General features: G+C 50.7%; 17 protein-coding genes. 7 read left to right on the top strand and 10 right to left on the bottom strand.

The window, feature by feature from the left end; genetic code table 11:
- Positions 1-36: 36 nt before the first annotated feature.
- Both C0081_RS12580 and hemH read left to right on the top strand, forming a co-directional pair.
- Positions 37-777, top strand: a complete 741-nt coding sequence (locus C0081_RS12580; RefSeq protein ID WP_101534176.1) for an RlmE family RNA methyltransferase — start codon at positions 37-39, stop codon at positions 775-777.
- Between the two features lie 348 nt (positions 778-1,125).
- On the top strand, positions 1,126-2,160 hold the full coding sequence (gene hemH / locus C0081_RS12575) for a ferrochelatase (RefSeq protein ID WP_101534175.1): 1,035 nt from the start codon (positions 1,126-1,128) through the stop codon (positions 2,158-2,160).
- A gap of 30 nt (positions 2,161-2,190) precedes the next feature.
- Here the strand turns inward: hemH and C0081_RS12570 are convergent, their stop codons facing one another.
- Positions 2,191-3,216, bottom strand: a complete 1,026-nt coding sequence (locus C0081_RS12570; protein ID WP_101534174.1) for an adenosine deaminase — start codon at positions 3,214-3,216, stop codon at positions 2,191-2,193.
- A 191-nt stretch (positions 3,217-3,407) separates the two neighbouring features.
- Between C0081_RS12570 and C0081_RS12565 the strand changes: the two genes are divergently transcribed.
- Positions 3,408-4,376, top strand: coding sequence for a DUF2793 domain-containing protein (locus C0081_RS12565; protein WP_101534173.1), 969 nt, complete (start codon positions 3,408-3,410; stop codon positions 4,374-4,376).
- 71 nt (positions 4,377-4,447) lie between these two features.
- Here the strand turns inward: C0081_RS12565 and C0081_RS12560 are convergent, their stop codons facing one another.
- Positions 4,448-5,197, bottom strand: a complete 750-nt coding sequence (locus C0081_RS12560) for an LOG family protein (protein WP_101534172.1) — start codon at positions 5,195-5,197, stop codon at positions 4,448-4,450.
- A 246-nt stretch (positions 5,198-5,443) separates the two neighbouring features.
- On the opposite strand from C0081_RS12560, the gene C0081_RS12555 reads away from it, so the two are divergent.
- Both C0081_RS12555 and C0081_RS12550 read left to right on the top strand, forming a co-directional pair.
- Complete coding sequence (locus tag C0081_RS12555) at positions 5,444-7,036, top strand: MBL fold metallo-hydrolase (protein WP_101534171.1); 1,593 nt, start codon at positions 5,444-5,446, stop codon at positions 7,034-7,036.
- Positions 7,037-7,136: 100 nt separating this feature from the next.
- Positions 7,137-7,781, top strand: coding sequence for a nucleoside/nucleotide kinase family protein (locus C0081_RS12550; RefSeq protein WP_101534170.1), 645 nt, complete (start codon positions 7,137-7,139; stop codon positions 7,779-7,781).
- Here C0081_RS12550 and C0081_RS12545 read toward each other — a convergent pair.
- The 3 genes from C0081_RS12545 to fliK all read right to left on the bottom strand — a co-directional run bounded on the left by C0081_RS12545 (position 7,768) and on the right by fliK (position 10,444).
- Complete coding sequence (locus C0081_RS12545; protein WP_180966884.1) at positions 7,768-8,472, bottom strand: fumarylacetoacetate hydrolase family protein; 705 nt, start codon at positions 8,470-8,472, stop codon at positions 7,768-7,770. The two genes, C0081_RS12550 and C0081_RS12545, sit on opposite strands and share 14 nt — an antisense overlap.
- Before the next feature lie 143 nt (positions 8,473-8,615).
- Positions 8,616-8,981 (bottom strand): EscU/YscU/HrcU family type III secretion system export apparatus switch protein, encoded by a 366-nt coding sequence (locus C0081_RS12540; protein WP_101534169.1) that lies wholly within the window; start codon positions 8,979-8,981, stop codon positions 8,616-8,618.
- Positions 8,978-10,444, bottom strand: a complete 1,467-nt coding sequence (gene fliK / locus C0081_RS12535; protein ID WP_180966883.1) for a flagellar hook-length control protein FliK — start codon at positions 10,442-10,444, stop codon at positions 8,978-8,980. The genes C0081_RS12540 and fliK overlap by 4 nt, the downstream gene beginning before the upstream one ends.
- 468 nt (positions 10,445-10,912) lie before the next feature.
- Between fliK and C0081_RS12530 the strand changes: the two genes are divergently transcribed.
- Positions 10,913-11,830 carry an MYG1 family protein gene (locus tag C0081_RS12530; protein WP_101534167.1) on the top strand — a complete coding sequence of 306 codons (918 nt, stop codon included), beginning with the start codon at positions 10,913-10,915 and terminating at the stop codon, positions 11,828-11,830.
- Between the two features lie 200 nt (positions 11,831-12,030).
- On the opposite strand, the gene C0081_RS12525 is transcribed toward C0081_RS12530, so the two are convergent.
- Positions 12,031-12,846 carry a substrate-binding domain-containing protein gene (locus C0081_RS12525; protein ID WP_101534166.1) on the bottom strand — a complete coding sequence of 272 codons (816 nt, stop codon included), beginning with the start codon at positions 12,844-12,846 and terminating at the stop codon, positions 12,031-12,033.
- A 78-nt stretch (positions 12,847-12,924) separates the two neighbouring features.
- Between C0081_RS12525 and C0081_RS12520 the strand changes: the two genes are divergently transcribed.
- Positions 12,925-15,201 (top strand): putative bifunctional diguanylate cyclase/phosphodiesterase, encoded by a 2,277-nt coding sequence (locus C0081_RS12520; RefSeq protein ID WP_146006456.1) that lies wholly within the window; start codon positions 12,925-12,927, stop codon positions 15,199-15,201.
- A 171-nt stretch (positions 15,202-15,372) separates the two neighbouring features.
- On the opposite strand, the gene C0081_RS12515 is transcribed toward C0081_RS12520, so the two are convergent.
- The 4 genes from C0081_RS12515 to C0081_RS12500 form a co-directional block, all read right to left on the bottom strand.
- Positions 15,373-16,749: a ferredoxin reductase family protein gene (locus C0081_RS12515; protein ID WP_101534164.1), complete on the bottom strand. Its 1,377-nt coding sequence runs from the start codon at positions 16,747-16,749 to the stop codon at positions 15,373-15,375.
- Positions 16,750-16,766: 17 nt separating this feature from the next.
- On the bottom strand, positions 16,767-16,982 hold the full coding sequence (locus C0081_RS12510; RefSeq protein ID WP_101534163.1) for a 4Fe-4S dicluster domain-containing protein: 216 nt from the start codon (positions 16,980-16,982) through the stop codon (positions 16,767-16,769).
- A gap of 16 nt (positions 16,983-16,998) precedes the next feature.
- Entirely contained in the window at positions 16,999-18,888 is a 1,890-nt protein-coding gene (locus tag C0081_RS12505; protein WP_101534162.1) for an FAD-dependent oxidoreductase, read from the bottom strand.
- Positions 18,889-19,078: 190 nt separating this feature from the next.
- Positions 19,079-19,867, bottom strand: a complete 789-nt coding sequence (locus C0081_RS12500; RefSeq protein WP_101534161.1) for a C-type lectin-like domain-containing protein — start codon at positions 19,865-19,867, stop codon at positions 19,079-19,081.
- Between the last annotated feature and the right edge of the window lie 349 nt (positions 19,868-20,216).

The raw sequence follows: 20,216 nt of genomic DNA, 5'->3' as shown, positions 1-20,216 counted from the left end.
ATTGCGTGTCGGCAATAGATTAATCGGAGCACTTCAATGGCAAAAAAATCCGGTGGCGGTGAGGGGCAGGACAGTCGCGGACTACGTGTGGAACGCGTTCGGGTAAAAACCGCCCGTGGACGCAGAAGCTCGTCGACACGTTGGCTGCAGCGACAACTGAACGATCCTTACGTGCAACGCGCCCACCAAGAAGGCTTTCGTTCACGCTCGACGTTTAAGTTGATCGAAATGGACGACCGGCTCAAATTCCTCAAAAACGGTATGCGTGTGGTGGATTTGGGCTGTGCTCCGGGTGGATGGAGTGAGATTGCCGCCAAACGCGTACAGTCGAACAGCGAAAATCCTCTCGTTGTCGGGATTGATTACCTTGGTATGGATCCCATTCCCGGCGTGACCATCCTGCTCAAGGATTTCTTGGATGACGACGCGCCACAAATGCTGCTGGATGCGTTGGGTGGGCATTTGCCCGATATCGTATTATCCGATATGGCGGCACCGACGACGGGCCACAAACAAACAGACCATTTGCGCACTGTGCATTTGTTTGAGGTCGCAGCTCAGTTCGCTAAAGAAAACTTGCGCCCCGGTGGCGCATTCCTATCCAAAGTTTTTAAGGGTGGTACAGAGCACCAGATGCTGGCCGAGTTGAAACGGGACTATCAGTCTATCCTGCACATCAAGCCACCAGCCAGCCGCAAGGAAAGCCCGGAAATGTATGTCTACGCCAAAGGATTCCGTGGACGACCGGAAGAGAGAGCCGAGAGCGAAGAGGAATAAGACCGGGCTTCGCTTTCTTCGGTATCAAATTTCCAATTGTTGTGATCCAACTTGATAGCCGCTCGTATACAGAGAGTGAGACAAGTTTGTTCCCACTTGTGATCGCTCTCTTGCTATCGATCAGGTTTCCTCCCGATACTTGATGGTTGGTAACAGGAGGGCGATTTTTCCATTTTTACTTGATCGGCACTGCCATCCATTGACGTAAATTCATGTATGTAGCCCGAAGTTGGGCATGCGTCGCTGGCATTGTGCTGATAAAAATAGCTCGAATAGGAAAGAACTGACCAACTATTCAGAGCATTCTGCGACGCGCCAGACAGATAGAACCGACAAAAGGACCTCATTATGACCAGCCATTGGCCCGAAAATCATCCCCCTGTTGCTTTTGGTAAAATCGGTATCCTCGTGGTTAATTTGGGCACACCTGACGGGACCGATTATGCGTCTATGCGTCGTTATCTGAAAGAGTTTTTGTCTGATCAACGCGTGATTGAAGAGCCCAAATGGAAATGGTGGCCCATTCTTAATGGCATCATTTTGCAGACCCGACCACAAAAGTCCGGCAAAGCATATGATGCAATTTGGAATCGCGAGAAAAATGAAGGGCCTTTGCTGACCATAACCCGCAGTCAGTCAGAGCTCTTAACGAACCGGTTGGCCTCCAAGCAATTGAAACGCCCCGTCGAAGTCTCCTATGCCATGCGCTATGGCAATCCTTCCATCAGATCACGCATTGAAGAATTGGCTGCAAAAGGATGTGAGCGTTTGTTGGTCTTGCCGATGTATCCGCAATATGCTGCGGCTACCACAGCGACGGTCAATGATGCTGTGTTTGAAGTGCTCAAGTCCATGCGCTGGCAGCCAGCTTTGCGCACGTTGCCACCCTATTATGATCACCCCGCTTATATTGATGCGATGGCTGTTTCGATGAAAAGCCAGATTGAGGCGCTAGACTTCGAACCTGAACTGATCCTGGCCTCCTATCATGGCATCCCTCAACGCTATTTTGACAATGGCGACCCCTATCATTGCCACTGTCATAAAACCACCCGTCTCGTGCGCCAGAAGCTGGGTTGGCAGGGCGACTATCTGCGTACAACCTTTCAGTCCCTCTTCGGACCAGAGGAATGGATCAAGCCCTATACCGATGCCACCGTCAAGGAACTGGCCGAGAGCGGCGTCAAACGGTTGGCCATCGTCAACCCCGGTTTCTCAGCCGATTGCCTTGAAACTCTTGAAGAGATTGACGTTGAAAATCGGGAAATCTTTATAGAGCATGGTGGTGAGCAGTTTGCGCATATCCGCTGTCTCAATGACAGTGACGAAAGCATGGACATGCTCGAAGCTCTGACCATGAATGAGTTGCAAGGCTGGATCTAGCTCTAACCCAGCATTTCGCCCAACTCCGGTTTAGCTCTTCTTTATCTCCTCAACCACAGCATCAATCGCATCAATATGCGCTTGCTTTTCGCTGTCTGAAATGAAGCTTGCCGCAAAGCTGTTTTTGGCCAGTTTGATAATGTCTTTTTCGCTCAGATCCAGCGCTTGATGTATTGCGCGATAGTTGTCGTTGAGATAGCCGCCAAAATAGCTGGGGTCGTCAGAATTGACTGTTACCAGCAAACCTGCATCCATCGCTCTTTTGACAGGGCTGTGGCCAAGCGTTGGAATGCCTTTGAGCCGCAAATTGGACAGTGGGCACATGGTCAGGGGTGTTTGTTGGCGCGCAAGGCGGGCGGTCAGTTCTGGATCTGACAATGCTTGATTGCCGTGATCGATCCGTTCGATTTTGAGAAGATCCAATCCTTCGCGAACATTCTCCGCGGTGCCTTCTTCCCCCACATGAGCAACGGGCGTGAAACCCTCTCCGCGGGCAGCTGCAAACACCCGTTCAAAGAGGGGCGGTGGGAAGCCTTTTTCCGAGCTATCCAAGCCTACCGCGAAAATATGGTCTTTATGTTTGCAAGCGCATTCCAGCGCGTCGAAGGCTTGTTCTTCAGGTAAGTGGCGCAGAAAACACATGATCAGTTTGGACGTGATACCAAGCTCGCGGTTTGCCTGCTCCAACGCCAAGACAATGCCGCCCAATACGGTCTCAAAGGAGATGCCACGATCTGTGTGGGCCTGCGGATCGAAGAACATTTCCACATGGGTCAGCCCATCTGCCTTTACCTTGAGTAAATAGGCCCATGTTAAATCATGAAAATCTCGCTCGGTCTGCAAGACACTCATGCCCATATAATAGAGGTCAAGAAAATCCTGTAGGCAGTCGAATTCATAGGCCTTGGCAACATCCTCGACGCTTTCATAAGGCAATTGCACCTTGTTGCGTTTGGCCAGTGTCAACATCAATTCCGGTTCCAGCGTCCCTTCGATATGCAAATGCAATTCGGCCTTGGGTAGGCGGTCGATAAGGGCGTTGGCGAAATCTGTCATAGCGGTTCCTCAGCGGTGCAAAGCATAATTTTCAACGACGGTTTAACTGGCATCATATCAGAGGTGTAGCAATTCCAAAGAGCATAGGGTCAGTTTTACCCATTAGCTTATTCAGCCTTTTCCGATTAATCCCCGTAGGTAGTCCTGTCGATATTCTGGCGGCAGATGTCAACCAACGGGACTTTTCAATCATGGAACAATCAGATAATCTAGCCTTGCCCTATATCGTCTCTTCTCAAGACCAGAAGCATATCACGCATAATGAGGCGTTGAACATGCTTGATGCGTTGCTGCATCTCAGTGTACTTGAAAAGGATCTCACGGTCCCGCCTGTAGATCCTGCCGCAGGGGATCGGCATTTGGTCGGCGCATCCGCAACGGGCGACTGGACGGGCAGGGATAATCACGTTGCCGCTTGGCAAAATGGAGGCTGGGTCTTCTATCTGCCACAAGCAGGGTGGCGGGTTTGGGTCGAAAGCGAACAGCGTTTGCTTGCATGGGATCAAGCGCAATGGGTCTCTCCATTGGACAAAATCCAAAATGCCAGTTTTATCGGTATCAATGCGACGGCGGATGTCTCCAATCGATTGGTATTGAATGCGGGTGCCAGCTTGTTCAATCATGATGGCGCGGGACACCAAATCAAAATTAACAAAAACCAGTCAACGGACACCGGTTCTGTGCTCTATCAATCCAATTGGTCGGGCCGGGCCGAAATGGGTTTGGCGGGGTCTGATGCTTTTCAGATCAAAGTCAGTGCGGACGGAACAAGCTGGTCTCAAGTTTTCAATGCTGATCCCGCAACGGGTATTGCCAGTTTGCCTAGTGGAGCCAATTCCTCAGAAGTAACCCTGACTGACGATGCGTTTGTTTCATTGGATTTGAAGCAAATGTCCGGTGTCATCATGCTGTGGTGCGCGGATGAGACAACGCCTGATACCAGCGGTGGGAGATTTGCTCTTTTCTATTTTGATGCCAGTGCCTTGCCAGCGATTGTTGCTATCAATGCAGATGCGTTTGTAACCCTTGAGACGGGCATCGCCCCAACAGGGACCACAGGGTTGGATCAATATCTGACCATTCGCGCCGATAGTGGGAAGTTCCATATTGAGAACAGGCGGGGCGGAACACACCGATACCGCTGGATGCTGTTGAATTAGTCCTCCGATCTTAAAGAGCGCACTATCAAAGCCAGTGCGCTCTTTGGTCTTTTTAACAAGACGCACAGCGCTCAAACGTCACCATGCGTTAGGGCTAAACCGTGCTCGATTATGGCTTCCCAGCATTCTTCGGCACTGTCTACAATTCTGAAATGGGACACGTCTCCCGCAGCAATGGTGCCATAGTCAATCAATGCCTGAATGTTGATAATTTTGCTCCAGAACGCGCGTCCAAACAGGATGATCGGCATGCCGGATATTTTTCCGGTCTGCTTCAAAGTTAGAATATCGAACAATTCATCAAGCGTTCCAAATCCACCCGGAAAGGCCACCAGTGCATTGGCTCGAATAGCAAAATGCATTTTGCGCAGGGCAAAATACTGGAATTGAAAGCTGAGTTCGGGCGTGACGTAAGGGTTGACACCCTGCTCGTGAGGCAGCTCGATATTAAGGCCGATAGACAGCGCGCCAGCATCATGAGCACCGCGGTTGGCGGCTTCCATGATACCCGGTCCACCACCGGTGCAAATCACATTAATGTGGCCGCCATTGGCTTCATTCAGTGCGCCCCCCCGTTCGGAGGCGATGCGCCCAAACTCGCGCGCCGCAATATAGTCCGGATGGTCTTCTGGTGTGCGGGCGCTGCCAAATACCACGATCGTGGATTTGATGCCTTGATCGCGCATACCCAAGTCCGCTTTTGTAAACTCAAGTGCCAAACGGCTACTGCGCAATTCTTCCCGTTGTAAAAACACAGTATCCTGATAGGCCAGCACATCATTGTCTATTTGATTGATTGGTATTGGACGATCGGCGTTCATGGATCAAATCCGTTTCTTCATTGAGGGGGGCAACATTAGAAAATCACAAGGTCTGTAGCCCAAAATGGATGTTTCCGCTTCAACTTAGTGGAGTATCTATTCAAATCCGTAAATATTCCAAAATGATGTTGTATTCCCGCCCCATTGTGGAAAAATGAAAAGGCGTGGTTTAGGCACGTGCGCAATCCTGATCTGGCCAGAACTGGGCTGATGTGTTGATCAGGACCACCAAGAGGGAGTAGTCAAATGGATGCAACACTCAAATTCTGTGGCGCAGCAGGAACCGTAACGGGATCATGCTATTTGGTGCGAACCGCGGGACATAAGTTTCTTATTGACTGCGGCATGTTTCAGGGCACCAAAACGATCCGGCAACTCAATTATAATGCGTTCCCTTTTGACCCTGCAGAAATTGACTTCGTCCTGCTGACCCATGCGCATATTGATCATTCGGGCCTGTTGCCAAAATTGGTGAAACATGGTTTTACCGGTCAGGTCTATATGACGGAACCCACCAAAGATTTGCTCGGCGCGATGTTGCCAGACAGTGGCCATATTCAGGAAATGGATGTGATGCACCTCAACAGGCGTAACGCGCGCCGTGGCAAGCCGCTGATCGAGCCGATGTACACCCGGGCCGATGCAGAAGCCTGCCAGCAATTTTTCACCGCCGTTGACTATGAAGAATGGATCAACATCGAGGGCATTCGTGTCAAATATTGGAATGCAGGGCACATATTGGGTTCGTCCTCCATCGAGTTGGAAATTCCCTCAGATGATCCGAACGAGGCCAATCTTCGGATGCTCTGGTCAGGCGATCTTGGGCCCAACCACAAGTTATTTCACCCTGATCCTGATGCTGCGAGTGACTTTGACTATGTGATCTGCGAGAGCACCTACGGGGGCCGCACTCGGTCCGTCGTTACGTCGGAAGAAAAGCGAAAAATTCTGCTGGATGAAATCCAATTGGCCCTCCAGAACAACGGCATCTTGCTAATACCGGCTTTCGCCGTTGAACGCACACAGGAATTGTTGGCTGATATTTTGATACTGCAGGGGTCTGGCCAACTTCACAATGTGCCTATATTCCTCGACAGTCCGTTGGCGATAAAGGCGACGGAAGTGTTTAAAAAACACGCCAACGCTCTGGAAGATGTTGCCGAGCATCTGGATGATCTCAACGCATCCCATATTCGCTTTACCCAATCGGTTGAGGAAAGTAAGGCCATCAATCGGGTCAAATCTGGCGCCATCATTATGGCAGGCAGCGGCATGTGTGATGCAGGACGCATTCGCCACCACATCAAAAACAACATGTGGCGCACCAACGCGACTTTGTTGTTGGTGGGGTTTCAGGCCGAAGGGTCATTGGGCAGGCTTTTGCTAAACGGTGCCCGCAAGGTCCGTATTCAGGGGGAGGAAATCCAGATCAGAGGCAAGGTGCGTCAGATCGAAACCTACTCAGGGCATGCTGATGAAAACGAGTTGCTAGACTGGATCCGCGATCGCAAACCGATCCGCCACGGTCTGTATCTGTGTCACGGCGAGCAACGCGCTTCTGAGGCTTTGAAAAAGGCTCTGGTTGAAGATGGTGTACCTGAGCAACTCATCACGATTCCTTCAATCGATGATGAGGTCCGGTTGAGCCGGAAAGGCAAACCAGAGTATTTCGCCAATGTCACTCATCGCCTCAAACGCGAAGATCTCACTGGTTGGGATTCTCACAATGAATTTGCAGAGCTAAAAATCGATCTTGCTGCGGCCTTTGCAGACCTCGCTGATGACAAAGCCCGTCGGGCCTTGGCCCGTCGCATCAAACGGGCGCTAAAAGAAGGCTAAAAACTGAATGCGTAGGCGCGTTTCCTTCTAACTGGTTTAGATGCGCAATGCTCGTTTTTTGGGGCTGAAAACCCTCGTGCCAATCATAGGGTGATTGAAGATGTCGACACAGAATGAAGCCCTTGCGGAATTGCTGTCTGCTGCAAAAAGGCTCTTACAAGACAGTAACAGCCGGCGATTTCTAGCCATCGCAGGAGCGCCAGGATCGGGCAAAAGCACCAAAGCGGAAGCGCTGTGGCAAGAGTTGGAAAAATCATACCCTGGCAAAACCGCTATTTTGCCAATGGACGGGTTCCACTTTGATGATGCCGTTCTTGCTTCAAAGGGCCGACGCCCCTGGAAGGGCGCGCCTGATACCTTTGATGTTGGCGGACTGCGAAGTGTTTTACTCCGTCTGCGTGATGCCTCAGAAGGGGAAGTCGCCGTGCCGGTGTTTGATAGGGAGTTGGAAATATCGCGCGGTAGTGCTCGTCTAATTTCCCCAGAAGTCGATCTGGTTATCGTCGAAGGCAATTATCTGCTTCTTAGATCAACGCCTTGGTGCGATTTGGCCAATTGCTTCGATCTAACCGCTATGATTGACGTGCCTGAGGATGAACTGCGCCGCCGATTGCGTAAACGTTGGCTTGGTTTCGGTTTGGATGAAGAGGGGATCAACCGCAAGCTTGAAGCCAACGATCTACCCAACGGGCGGACGGTGATAGAGCACAGTCGTAAGGCCGACATTATACTCAAACAACGTTGAACGACAGCTCGGCAACGCCCTCCACGGCACAGTGGATTTGATCGCCCGTTTTCACAGCGCCAACCCCAGCAGGCGTGCCCGTGAAAATAATATCGCCTGCAGCAAGCTCGAACTGGTTTGAGAGATGGGCAATCACTTCGGGCACGTTCCAGATCAAATGATCCAAGTCGCTTTCTTGCTGCATGATGCCGTTTTTTTCGAGCCAGATTTTTTTGCCTGACAGAGAACCCACTTCTTCTGCAGACACGATTCCTGATACTGGTGCTGAATGTTCAAACGCCTTTGCTGCGGTCCACGGACGACCTTGGGCTTTTGCCTTTGTCTGCAAGTCACGTCGGGTAAAATCTACACCGACACCATAGCCAAAGATCAAGTCTTGGGCCGTTGCAGCTGGCACATCGCTGCCACCGGCCTTGAGCGCAACAATCAGTTCAACTTCAAAATGCACATCGCTGGTAAGAGTAGGGTAGGGGAAGTCATTGGCATAGAGCAGATTTTCGGGGTTCTTCTGAAAAAAGAAAGGCAGATCGCGGTCTGGATCATGCCCCATCTCTATCGCATGGGCTGCATAGTTGCGTCCAACGCAATAAACGCGCCGCACCGGAAAGTGCTGTTCCGTGCCAGAGACAGGCAAAGCAGGAAGCATCGGTCGGGGAATGACATAATCGAAATTTGAATTTGTAGCGGTCATGAAACCTGCCTGACTTATCGTGTGAAGCATTGCTGATTGGGTGTTGGCTGCCTTGTATCATGAAAATTTGGATAGTTCAAAAGGCATCTGTAGGATCACGAATGCTTCGCCAGCGGTTGCAAGAAGACCCTTCTTTATGTCCATTATTGTCCACCAGAGTTGATCGTTTCAGAAAGGGAAGAAGACTGGTTTTTGCGTTTCTTTTCTGCCGTCTGCATTACAAAACCGATGACCGTCGCCACGGCGGTAAACAGATTTTCCGGTACATATTGATCCAGCTCCACCTGCGACAGGGCCTCTGCGAGCACGGGATTGCCCTCTACGACGATGTCATGTTCGCGGGCCAAATCGATGATGCGTTCAGCGGTTTCCCCGGTACCCTTTGCGATCACCCGGGGAGCCGGATCTTTGCCTTGCTCATATTGTAAGGCAACCGCTAACTTGGCAGGGGTGCTGGAAACCGGAGCTTGTTGTGTATCTTTAGGAAATGAATGCGGCCTTTTTGTCATAGTGTGCGATCCAAACGGGCTTCGCCGACAGGCAGGGCGCTTACTGCTGTTGTTTCGTCGCTTTGTTTTCTCTCGGAAATCAGTAGCCCATCCAATGTTAACCCCGACGCCTCCAGCATCACTTGCAAATCCGGTGCGTGTTGCCTGAACACCGCAAGCGTTTCCTTCCGTTCTGCTGCCAAGTCTATACGAACAATGTCACCGCGCAGACGAACCGAGACATTCACTGGTCCGACAGGCTCAGCATTCAGTGCAAATTCAACGATCCAGTTGCTACGATCTTTCTTACTTTTGTTTTCGTTGTCTTCGTCCGCTTCATCATCCAGTTCAACGTCCCGCTGTTGTACTGTCATCTGAATAATAGCCGTTCCATTGTCCAACATCACAGGCACTTCGGCATGCAATGTCTGAATGACGCGCCCGCCGGTTTGAGTGCTGTCGCCAATAGAAGACCGCAAGGAAGCAATCTGCGTCAGTGTTGCGCGTGCCAACGCCGCTTCGACATTGTTGCGGATAACAGAAAGAGCCACAGAATCTGAATCTGAAGGGGTAATGGTTGGTGGCTGAGGCCCTTGCCCCTGCAGTTGCGCCCCGCGCAGAGGAGGTCGATCTCGTTTGGCACCCATGGCGGGAGGCAGCTGCTGCCCATCGTCTGGCAGAAGCGAGCGCAACAGATCGAGCGCAGCCTTGAGATTGCTAGTAAGGTCTTTTCCACCGCTATCCTGCGGTATCTTGCCCAATAGCCCCAGAGACGCAATGATTTGCCGCAGGTCTGCGCCTGCTTTCTCAGATCCAACCAGCTGTTTGGCCGAAAGCTGGAAGCCTAGAATCCATCGCAGGGCAACCTCGATATCCGGAGACACCTTCGGCCGATGTCCTGCGTCAACTTGCTGAATAAATGCAGAGATGTTGGCGAACAGATCTGTCAGCGAATGTTGTTGGCTCATTGCTTGTCTTTGCAGTGCAACCATGGCTTCTTGCTGCGGAGTGCCCGCCACAGCCGTAGCCACAGGTTGCGTGCTGTAAGTCGTTGGAGGTGTTGGTGTGAGCCTTGCAGCAGATGTGGGCAAAGGCATGTTTCCAGAGGATTTGGTGTCTATAGGCGTAAGAGCTGTCTGGGGGAGCGGTATCGCTGCGCGGGTAGGGGGCGGCGGCGTAGCTATAGGGATTCCCTTTGCTGCGTTCATCGTCACAGGATGAGGGGTGCCCTTCGCTGTATCTATGATCCCAGACTGCGGAGGGCTCTTTGCTGTGGGCACTGTTGCATTCTTGGGGGAAACATCTTCTGGTGTCGGCGTCTCGCCCTGAGGCGTGCTATTGGCCAGATTAGGGCGGATGGTGAGTTGTGACCCTTCTGCGTTTTGGGTCATTTTTAGAACAACGGAGCTGCCTGCCGTCAGTTTTGCGGCGACGTCCTTGCTGGCCTGTAATTCAACCGTCTGTCCCGCAAGTGTGAGACTCAATTTCGACTCTCCCGATGGAAGAGCCGTGATGCCTCGCAACACTGCTCCGGTCTCACGGCCGTTGATCAGAGAATTCAATAAAGAATTCAGCGCATTACTTTGCGCTGAGGAACTTGTGCTGACAATATCCAGAGCCATTGGGGAAAGCCTCTGTGAACCGAAGGGCAGATCGTTTAACGTTAGCAGATAAGTGAACCATAGGAAATGTGCTTATGTCATCACGGTCTATACCGTTCAAAATCAAGATGAGGCAGGAGCACAATTGTAGCCGCATCAGTGTCGTCAATGTCACTGAAGACCGCTGCGTAAAGGGGCAAGCACTATGCTGTTTGTCCTGTCGTTTTGATTATCCAGAATAAACTTGTTGATCTGGCCGCTGTTCGATGTGAAGAAAGCCATACAAACCATACATGAGCAGCCGCGTTTGTTGGCTTTTTGATTTATTGGACCCCTTGGAGCTCCCCATCCATGACCATCACCCATCTTGTCACCCATTCTGGCGGCTTCCATGCGGACGAACTGTTGTCCTCTGTAATCCTCACACGCCTTTTCCCTCAGGCCGAACTGAAACGCACCCGCGACAAGCAATGGCTTGCGCCTGCAGTTGATAAAATCATCTACGATGTGGGCGGTGATTATAATGCCGAAGCCCAAATTTTTGATCATCACCAGCGCCCCAGCCCTCTGCGCGAAGACGGTCAACCATTTAGTTCATTTGGCCTGATATGGGCACATTTCGGGCGCGACTATCTGGTGGCGATGGGTGTGCCAGAACAGGATGTTGAGGCAATTCATTCGGCATTCGACACAAAATTTGTTCTGCCAATCGATCTTCTGGACAACGGTGCGATGGAGCCCTCTGTGGCAGGGCCACTATCGAGCTTAACGCTCCCATCGCTTTTGGGAAGTTTGAAGCCTGTGTTTGACGACGCATCGCCAACAGCTGATGACGATGCATTTCTCGCTGCTCTATCCATAGCACGCGGTTTTATTGAGGCCTTCATTCGCAACTTCGCAGCGAAAGCGCGTGCACAGGGCATAGTGTTAGAGTCTATCGCCAAAGCGGGAACTTCGCCAATCCTCGAGTTACCTATGGGAATGCCTTACCTTTCCGTCCTCGATAAAGCCGAAGCCGGTCACATCTTGTTTGTAGTCAATCCCCGTGGAGGCGACTGGACACTGAATGGCATTAAGCTGTCCAATGACACCTTTGACCAACGTGCGGATTTGCCGGCGGATTGGGCTGGCTTGAGTGATGCGGCATTGGAAGACGCATGCGGAGTGAAAGGTGCTAAATTTTGCCATAACGCACGCTTTATTGCTGTAGCCAATTCACGCGAAGCAATCTTGAAAATGGCCGATCTTGCCGTAAAAGCCCTCCAATAGAGGGATGTCAATAGAAGGACGTCGTGGCTGGCTATGAAATGTATTTGCAAAAAGCCTAGAAGTCCGATTTGAAGCGGCTCATAATCTTACGGTGCGGACATCTTGCGTGCACGCAGAATAGAAATCTGCTGTGAAGCCGAACCGGAATGGAGTTTGGCTCTGCAGCAAAATGCCCTCAAGATGAGAAGAGTGTGAACCGGCTAGTCAGCGCGCAGCGCACCTGAGCTTTGATACACGACGGCGGCTTCTGGTGTGTCAAGAAAATCCAGAAACCGCTGTACCTCAGAGGAGATGTTTTTGTGTGTAACAATCCAAGCCGTCATGTAGTAAGGATAGGAACCTGTACCTGCTATGGCCTGTTTTGCATCGAAACCATCGACTTTTATCATATGAAGACTATTGGGTTCGGTTTTAAATTGTGTCATTGTCATGGCGGTTATTGACCCTGCCATTTTTTGAGCCAACTTCATATTGTCCTGATCGGTCTGTGCCACAGGGATCCCCTGAATGGCCCTTGCCGTTTTCAGCGCCTTTTTCATGTCGGGGATTTCTCGTTCCAAAATGGTCGTGACGGAATCCCCTGTTGGTCTCAAAATAATGCGAGCGCGCAAGCCTTCGCCCAAATAGGTCTTCTCACCGCTGAATATACCCACCAGCTCCGGCGAGGAAAAAGCTAAATTTGATCGGGTATTGCTGATAAAAACAAACGGTGTTTCAATGAAAGGGTGCAAAATCAAATTTTTTGCGGATTCCTTCTTCTTTAGCGGGCGAGCCGAAGCCGAGGCGGATAAAGCGGAATCGGCAAGTGCTGCAATGCCAGCCCCGCTTCCCAAGCCAGGCACAACAATCAATTGATCCTGTGGCGAATATCTCTCAAATGGGCCCTTGAGCGCTTGTAACAGTCCCAGAACCATTCCCGTTCCGCCAATGCGAATGGTTTCTGCACTGGCGGCGCTACTTAACACAATTGCACCTATAATAAGGGCGGTAATTTTGACAATTCGCTGTGTTTCCATGTGTTTTCGCGATCAATTTAACTGTTAGTAAACAATAACTTCCTACACCTATCATAATAGATTTATGGGGGCAATCCTTTGAACTCGAGTTCAATTACGCGAATAGTTAAACGTGCAGCGCTCGCTATCGCGATTTATTTGGTTGTTTCTCTGCCTCTTATTTTTCTTTCAGTTAGCTATAAGAACGAGAAGGATCACCTATCTTTTCTTGCTCATCTAGGCGCTCAGAAAATCTCAACTTATATTTATGTCAATGGAGCTCTATGGGATTATCAAGGAGCACGCCTTTCAGAGCTTGTGCATCTCAATGCCTCTTCCGAAAAACAATTTGATCAAACGGCGTTTACGCTCGATGGGAAGGTGATTTTTGGAGGTGAGGGCGCTTTGTCTTGGTTCACTGCCGAGCAATCCGCAGATATCCTTCGGGCTGGCGAGCCGGTTGGCCGACTTCGAGTCCGAACCAGTATTTTGCCAATGTTTATCGATACCGGGTTGGTCGCCACTTTTGCAGCCATCATCGCATTGTTGGCATATGTTGCGATCCGTTACTGGCCCTTACGTTTTATCAACCAAACGCTTACGCGCATTCAATTGGCACAGAAAAATAAATCTGAAGCATTGGAAAGTCTGAAGAAAACCAAGCGAGCCCTCGCCGATCGGACCGAGCGGTTGTTAGAAGCACAGAAAATTGGAAAAATTGGTGACTGGTCGCTAAACCTCGCAGATAATGTTTTCTTCCTGTCTGCTGTCACCCGATCTATGTTTAAAGTGACGAATTCTGATGAGCATCGTTCGTGGGACGACTTAAGCAAACAGATATCTGAGCGTGATAGAGACCTTTTTGAAGAAGCTGTTAAACATGCAATTAAAACATGTGGGTCGGCGTCGTTGGATCTTGATGTCACACTGGGAGATTTTACGACAGTACGGATGTCGGTGTCTTTTGCTGCCGTGCCAGACAAATCGGGCAAGCCATACAAAATCACAGGAACAATACAGGATATATCCGAACGTCGGGAAGCGGAAATACAACTCGAAAATCTCGCCTATTTTGATCCTCTAACCGGACTTGCCAACCGCACGATGTTCAAACGGGAACTGGCTGACATCAGTAGGCGCTTGGACAGAGGAGAAAACGCATCTGGTGCATTGTTCCTTTTGGATCTTGATCGTTTTAAGGAAGTGAATGACTCCCTTGGACATGCGGCGGGTGACGAGCTTTTGTGCAAGGTATCGCAGCAGATAAGCCAAAAATTTCGCGGGGAAAGCTTTTGCGCACGTCTGGGTGGCGATGAATTTGCCGTCATTTTGCGAGAAACCGACGTTGATGTTGTGAATACTTACGCCGATCAACTTATTGAAGCCATATCTCAGCCCTTTATGATTGCAAATGGCAAGGTATCGATAAGTACTTCTATTGGCGTCGCAACCTTTCCGTCTGATGGCACCAACCATGAGACTTTGATTACACATGCTGATCTTGCTTTATATCGAGCAAAGGAGCTGGGACGCGGGCAATTTGCCAGATTTGCACCAGAGATGAGTGCCGTGGCTATCCGTAAAATGGCGCTTGCACATGATTTGCGTGAAGCTGTTAAAAAAGAGGATGAGCTTCAAGTTTGGTTTCAGCCACAGATCGACATTCACCACGACAAGATTGTTGGATTTGAGGCTCTCATGAGATGGGAGCATCCTGAAATGGGCTTCATCTCTCCAACCGAGTTCATTCCGCTTGCTGAAAGTTCCAGTTTGATTTGTGATGTCGGGCATTGGGTGCTGAGCGAAAGTGTACGCGTTGCCAAACGTTGGATCGATGAAGGCAATCCCCCTTATGAAGTCGCGGTCAATGTATCTGCAGCTCAAATCTGGCAGGGATCAATAGAATATGAGATTGCTGATATTCTAAGAGAAACTGGATTGCCGCCGCACTTGTTATGCATCGAATTAACGGAAAGCCTATTCGTTGACCATGCTGAGTTTTCAGTGCGCCAAACACTTGGCAAGCTCAAGGCACTGGGAGTAACGCTTGCTCTGGATGATTTTGGAACGGGCTATTCTTCGCTGGGCTATTTGATCCAATTGCCATTTGACAAGCTGAAGATTGATAGGGTTTTCGTCGCCGAAGCACATAAATCAGAAAGAATGCAGCATATCCTCAAAGGCATTATCGCGTTAGGCAAAGGTCTTGGCATGGTCATTGTTGCAGAGGGGGTCGAAACGCCAATGGAATTGGCTTTGCTTAAGGACCTCGATTGTGACCAAATTCAGGGCTTTTTGTACGCTAGGCCAGCTCCGAGAGATGTGATCATTCAGACCACAAAACGCGCTATGGCCCGGCAGAGATCCGCAGCTTAATGATCAGCTATACTGACCGATCTTTTCTTTTTGTGTATGTGGGAAAATAATTGGGTCCCAAAGCCCGTTGGTTGGTCAAATAATCTACCAGACTACCAAGGTTTGAAATCAGGCCGTGGTAGTTTGATCTGTATGCTTCTCTTGAGAATAGTCTCAAATTTTGCGCTTCACTCAAAAAGTGAGATGTTCAAAAATGACGCGGGAGGAGGGAACCCCGAGTTTTTTGATATCATGCACCACGGCTTCCAACATCACCGGAGGACCGCACACATAAAAGCTGGCGTCATTAATCTGGTCCTTGTCCAATGTGCGGCTTAGAAGCGCCTGATTAATGTAGCCTTTTTCTGCAACCGCCTCTTCTTCGTTGGTGATTTCGAGAATCTTTGTTGCTTTGAAATTCTCCATTGTTGCAATTATCTGTTCTATCTCGTCCCAAGCGACCACATCCTTCTCTGTGCGGCTACCGTAATAAAGGTGAATGGATCTTGGATCTTTGTTCGCGTTGAGTTGGCGCAACAGCCCAAGGATTGGCCCAATGCCAGCACCACCGGCAATCAACACAATCGAATTGCCTTTAGCAGCATCAAGGGTGAAGTCCCCGTGAGGTCCGTCAAGATACACCGTCTGTCCCGGTTCGAGTTTATCGAGCCCTGAGGTATAGTCGCCCAAATTACGGATGACAAAGGACAGGCGCGGCATATTTTGAGGTGTCGAGGCAATCGAGAAGGGATGATCTGTTCGGTTGCCGACATGGCCGCTGGTGTTGATCCAAAGGAACTGGCCTGCCTTGAAGTCAAAGTCGAAATCTCCATCTTTCTCGATGGTCAGAATCCTGTCTCGGTCACTAGCTTGATTGACTGAAACCACTTTAAAGGGACGTTTCTTTAGCCGCCATGGACGCAGCAGATACGCGTCGAGAATAGAAGCGACTGCAAGCGCACATAAAATGACCCACATGGCATCGAACCAGTTGTTGTAGACGCCATGGCGACCATTGGTGATGGCGTGGTCTGTTGCCAAAATCATGACAACAGCAAACCCCAGACCGTGAGAGACGCGCCAAGCTTCATAGCTCATCGGCAATCTGTCTCTGAATATGGAGGCCAGCACCAACACCACCATTATGCTCATGGCATAAAAGCCGGTTGCGGTCTCTGTCGCTGTGAAGGTGGTCCATAGATCACTTAGAGCCAACTGTGGCGCCACAAAGAATCTTGGCAGAACCAACAAGAACGGATGGAGTAAGAAAAACAACGCCAAAATTTCGCCCGTCTTGCGATGCAAACGCATGGCATTGTCGATGCCTGCCCAGCGAGTGAAACGCGGGATGCGTCCAGCAAGGGCAAATTGTAGCAGCATGGCCGCCAATCCGCCAATGCTCAGCACGGAAACCAGCAGGGCAAACAGGTTGTTGATTGTCAGCCCTTGCGAGAGGGCTAATAGCACCGGCACAAAAATCAACATAGCGCAATAAAGAAGGAGACGCGAAAAAGGCATAGCCCCAGCGGGGGAGGCTGCTTTAGGAGGCCGTATGCTCAGGTCTGTCATGGTCTAGTCCCTCTCAGTCAGGCCCAAGAAACCATAGGGGATATGGCCTTGTCCGGGGTCAGAGTTATGGCGTCTACCGGGCAGCTGAGGCGGCACAGGTGACAAATCTGGCAATTATCCTGATAGGTGATGACGGCAAGTCCCGTGTCAGGGTCCATGCGGATCACGTCAGTCGGGCAGGCCCTTACACAATTGCCGCAACCGGTGCAGCCATGTATTTGTTCAATAGCCATTTGGTGCTTCTCCTGTTCAGCTCTGGCTGGCTACATCTATGCCCTGCGCGGCAAGGAACGCTTCCTCACCGGGATAGGCGCGGGGATAATTTTCGCGGTAGCTGGCCGTGGCGTCAGGCCGCCATTCTTCAGGCAGCATATGTTTGGCTAACTGCATAGCGCCGTCAGCGCCTTGCTGTAACAGCACCCAACAATGCCAGTCTGCATCGTTGCGGGCAGGGTAATCTTCGCGAAAATGTGTGCCCCGACTCTCCGTACGATAAAGGCTTGCCCGCAGTTTCATTTCTGCATTGAGCAGCATGCTGGCGGTTTCATGGGCCATCCGCAGTTCATGTCCGTTTGAGGCCACAAGATTGGGCACAACATGCTTGCGCAAATACTCGATGGAGGACAAGGCTCCTTCAAGTCGCCGTTCTTCTTTGATGTAAAGGATGTGAAAGGGCGTCATAGCCCCTTGCAGCACCTGAGTGACCCAGCTCGGAGAATAGCCTTTATCTCTTTCGCGTGGGCTCCACATCTGGGCAACTTTGGTTTCGATCTCGGCATCGGTGACGGTTGCTTCTTCAAGGGTTGCCACGTCTGCACAGGCAGTTTGTGCGGCAATCCGTCCCTGAATGGCAGAGCCGTAAGACGAAAATCCACGGCCGGGATAGGACGAACCACACAGCATGGATCCTAACGCATCACCGGCGGCGTAAAGGCCTTTGATACCGTCTGCCCGGCAGCTGAGGTCGGCGTTAAACACACCTTCGCTTTTGTGCACACCCATACCGGATGTGGCACCTCCGACATGATATCCTTTGTTTATGTGGCCCTTGGGCGGTGGGCCTGATGGTGGTTCGCCAAAGTCTAGGATAAGATCCTCGCGGGCCAGAAAGCCCTTGCCTTTATAGGACTGGTTTTTCTCGGCAGACGTCTTCATTGCTTCCATCTCGGGAGGTGGTCCGCCAGCGCCGCCGGGCCCGTGGCCACCCCGTGACACACCACTTTGTGCTGCTTGCAATGCCTCGTCAATTGTCAATCCACCTGAAGCTTTTTCCGGAGCGCCCACCATGATGAAAGCGCCAGTCACATCCTGTGCCCAACTCCAATTCTCATAGGCGGCGGCGGGGTAGTTGGAAAATGTGCCGTGTGTATCGTGAAATTCCTTGCCCGTGATTGTGGCGCCCGCCATATAGGCCATGGCGTCGCCATCAAAGGTCTGCCCCCAATTGGGGAACCCAGGGCTTTTGTAAGCGCCTGCACCGGTGCAAAGAATGGTCGCTTTGGCTTTAACGATGACTGATTTACACTCATCATTGCTGTCATCAAATGTGAAGCCAACGGCACCACCGACACGGCCCGCTTCATCTTTCAACAGACTGGTCACCATCACCCGTTCGATGATTTCTACACCGGCCTGCTGCAACTTGTTCAAAAAGACTTTGGAGCGTTCGAAAGGTTTGCATTTGTGGACACCCCAACTGTCCAGTGTCTCGAAAATATTCATGGACTCATCCATGAAGATATCAAGCCAGCCACGATCATTGATCCACTCACAGTTGGTCGAGAGATTTTCCATCCACTCGTCACGGTCGTAGATCGTGGGGTCAAACGGGCGACTGTCTGAAGCCCAAGGAGAAAGGCCGGACCAACCAACCGAACCTTTGTCCAGCAACAACACCCGTTGACCCTTTGTACTGGCCTCAACCGCAGCAAACACTCCGGCAAACCCCGAGCCAATGACAAGTATGTCGGTGTCATAGTTATCTTTGATGATCTGTCCCATCGGTTTGGCAGTTCCGTTGCGTATGATCATGGGCGCCGCCACGGCTGTTGCTGTCACGGCACCCAGTGTCAGCAGATCGCGCCGAGACATAGCCGAGAAAGGCGTGCGGCCCGGTTTCTTTTGGTCTTTGTTGGTCATTAAAACACCTATTAGGCTCAACTATTTGGCTGGTGCATATACAAGTTGAAGGTTTGTTGGGCATGGAAACCCAATGGCATTCCTATCCAGAAAAAGTAGCTCTTTTTGCATCATGCCAACATGAAATATGCCAACAATGTGCATCAAATATGCAGTCATCGAGTTTTGGTACCCTTCGCAGAAAAAGTAACTATTTAGGCTTTTTGTCATATTCGATGATGAAGGCACGACTATAAGCGATAGGAGCCCGGATGCTGCTGCCTCGCCCCGAGACCAATGCACCCCATTGGGATGACGGTTTGTTCAGGCCAGCAAAGGACATTGCGACATAACTGGTGCTTTCCGAAGGGGATTGTCTCTGGTCTTGACCATCGCGGCTGGGGCCTCTCCCGCCTTTGCCACCTTGTCTTCCGGGCCCTTGCCTTCCATTTTGGCTACTGCTGGTCTGGCGGGAGGAGTCTGTCTTATCCTGCTTGTCCTCGGTTTGGATCCAGTTGGCGGCCCAATTATCAAAGGACCATCGTTCGCCACTGACCCAACTCCATCCTGAGTTCACATCTTCGCTTTGGCCTTGTTTGATACCGCCTAGGAATGGACCGATAAGTGGGGATGCGTTTGTCAGACCGTCTGGGAGTTCCCAGAAAAATTTGGCAGAATTTACTTGCTTGTAAATGAAAGCATTCTCGCGCGCGCTGGTGACGGAAGCAAGATAACCGCCTTCAGATTGAGCCAGCACAGCGGCCTGTAACCAGCTAATATTACGAGACGTCATCAATACGGTTTCATAATAGTGAGTGCCGCCTTCAGGGCGGGTAAAGGCCTTGATGGGGAGGCGGGTATAGGTCAGAGCATCAGGAAGGGCGTTAAAACCGTCAAACACTTGCTTGCTGGCTTTAAAGGTCAGGTTTCCGACTTGGATTTCTTTTGCTTGACCAGCACCGTCTGGACGTTGTGAACCTTGTTGGGGCGGGTCGCCCATTGGTCTTCCCTTAGGGCCATCTTGGCCGCCGGTCTGTCCACACGCAGGCAGGACCAGTAGTAAGACACCGCTGAATAGGGTGTTCGTCAGACGTGAAACCTTGTGCAACATATTTTGCCCTTTTCGTTTCTATTACTGAGTGATGGATCAAGCGATGTTGGCCCCTTGATTTGACAGCAATAGACTGGGGAAAAATGCAGCCAATGAGTAGAAATAAAGGTAAAAAAAGGGCAGCCCCTATTAAAGGTTTTATCTGCGTAAAAGTTGTAATTATTTATAAGAGTCATGTAGTTATGGACAGTGTTCGAGATATGGATTTGTATCTCGAGGCGCTTGTTTGTCTGAATTC

Origin of the sequence: Cohaesibacter celericrescens (assembly GCF_002866925.1) — a bacterium.
GTDB classification, from domain to species: domain Bacteria; phylum Pseudomonadota; class Alphaproteobacteria; order Rhizobiales; family Cohaesibacteraceae; genus Cohaesibacter; species Cohaesibacter celericrescens.
The sequence above is the reverse complement of the archived record's forward strand: the minus strand, read 5'-3'. Positions and strand labels throughout refer to the sequence as shown.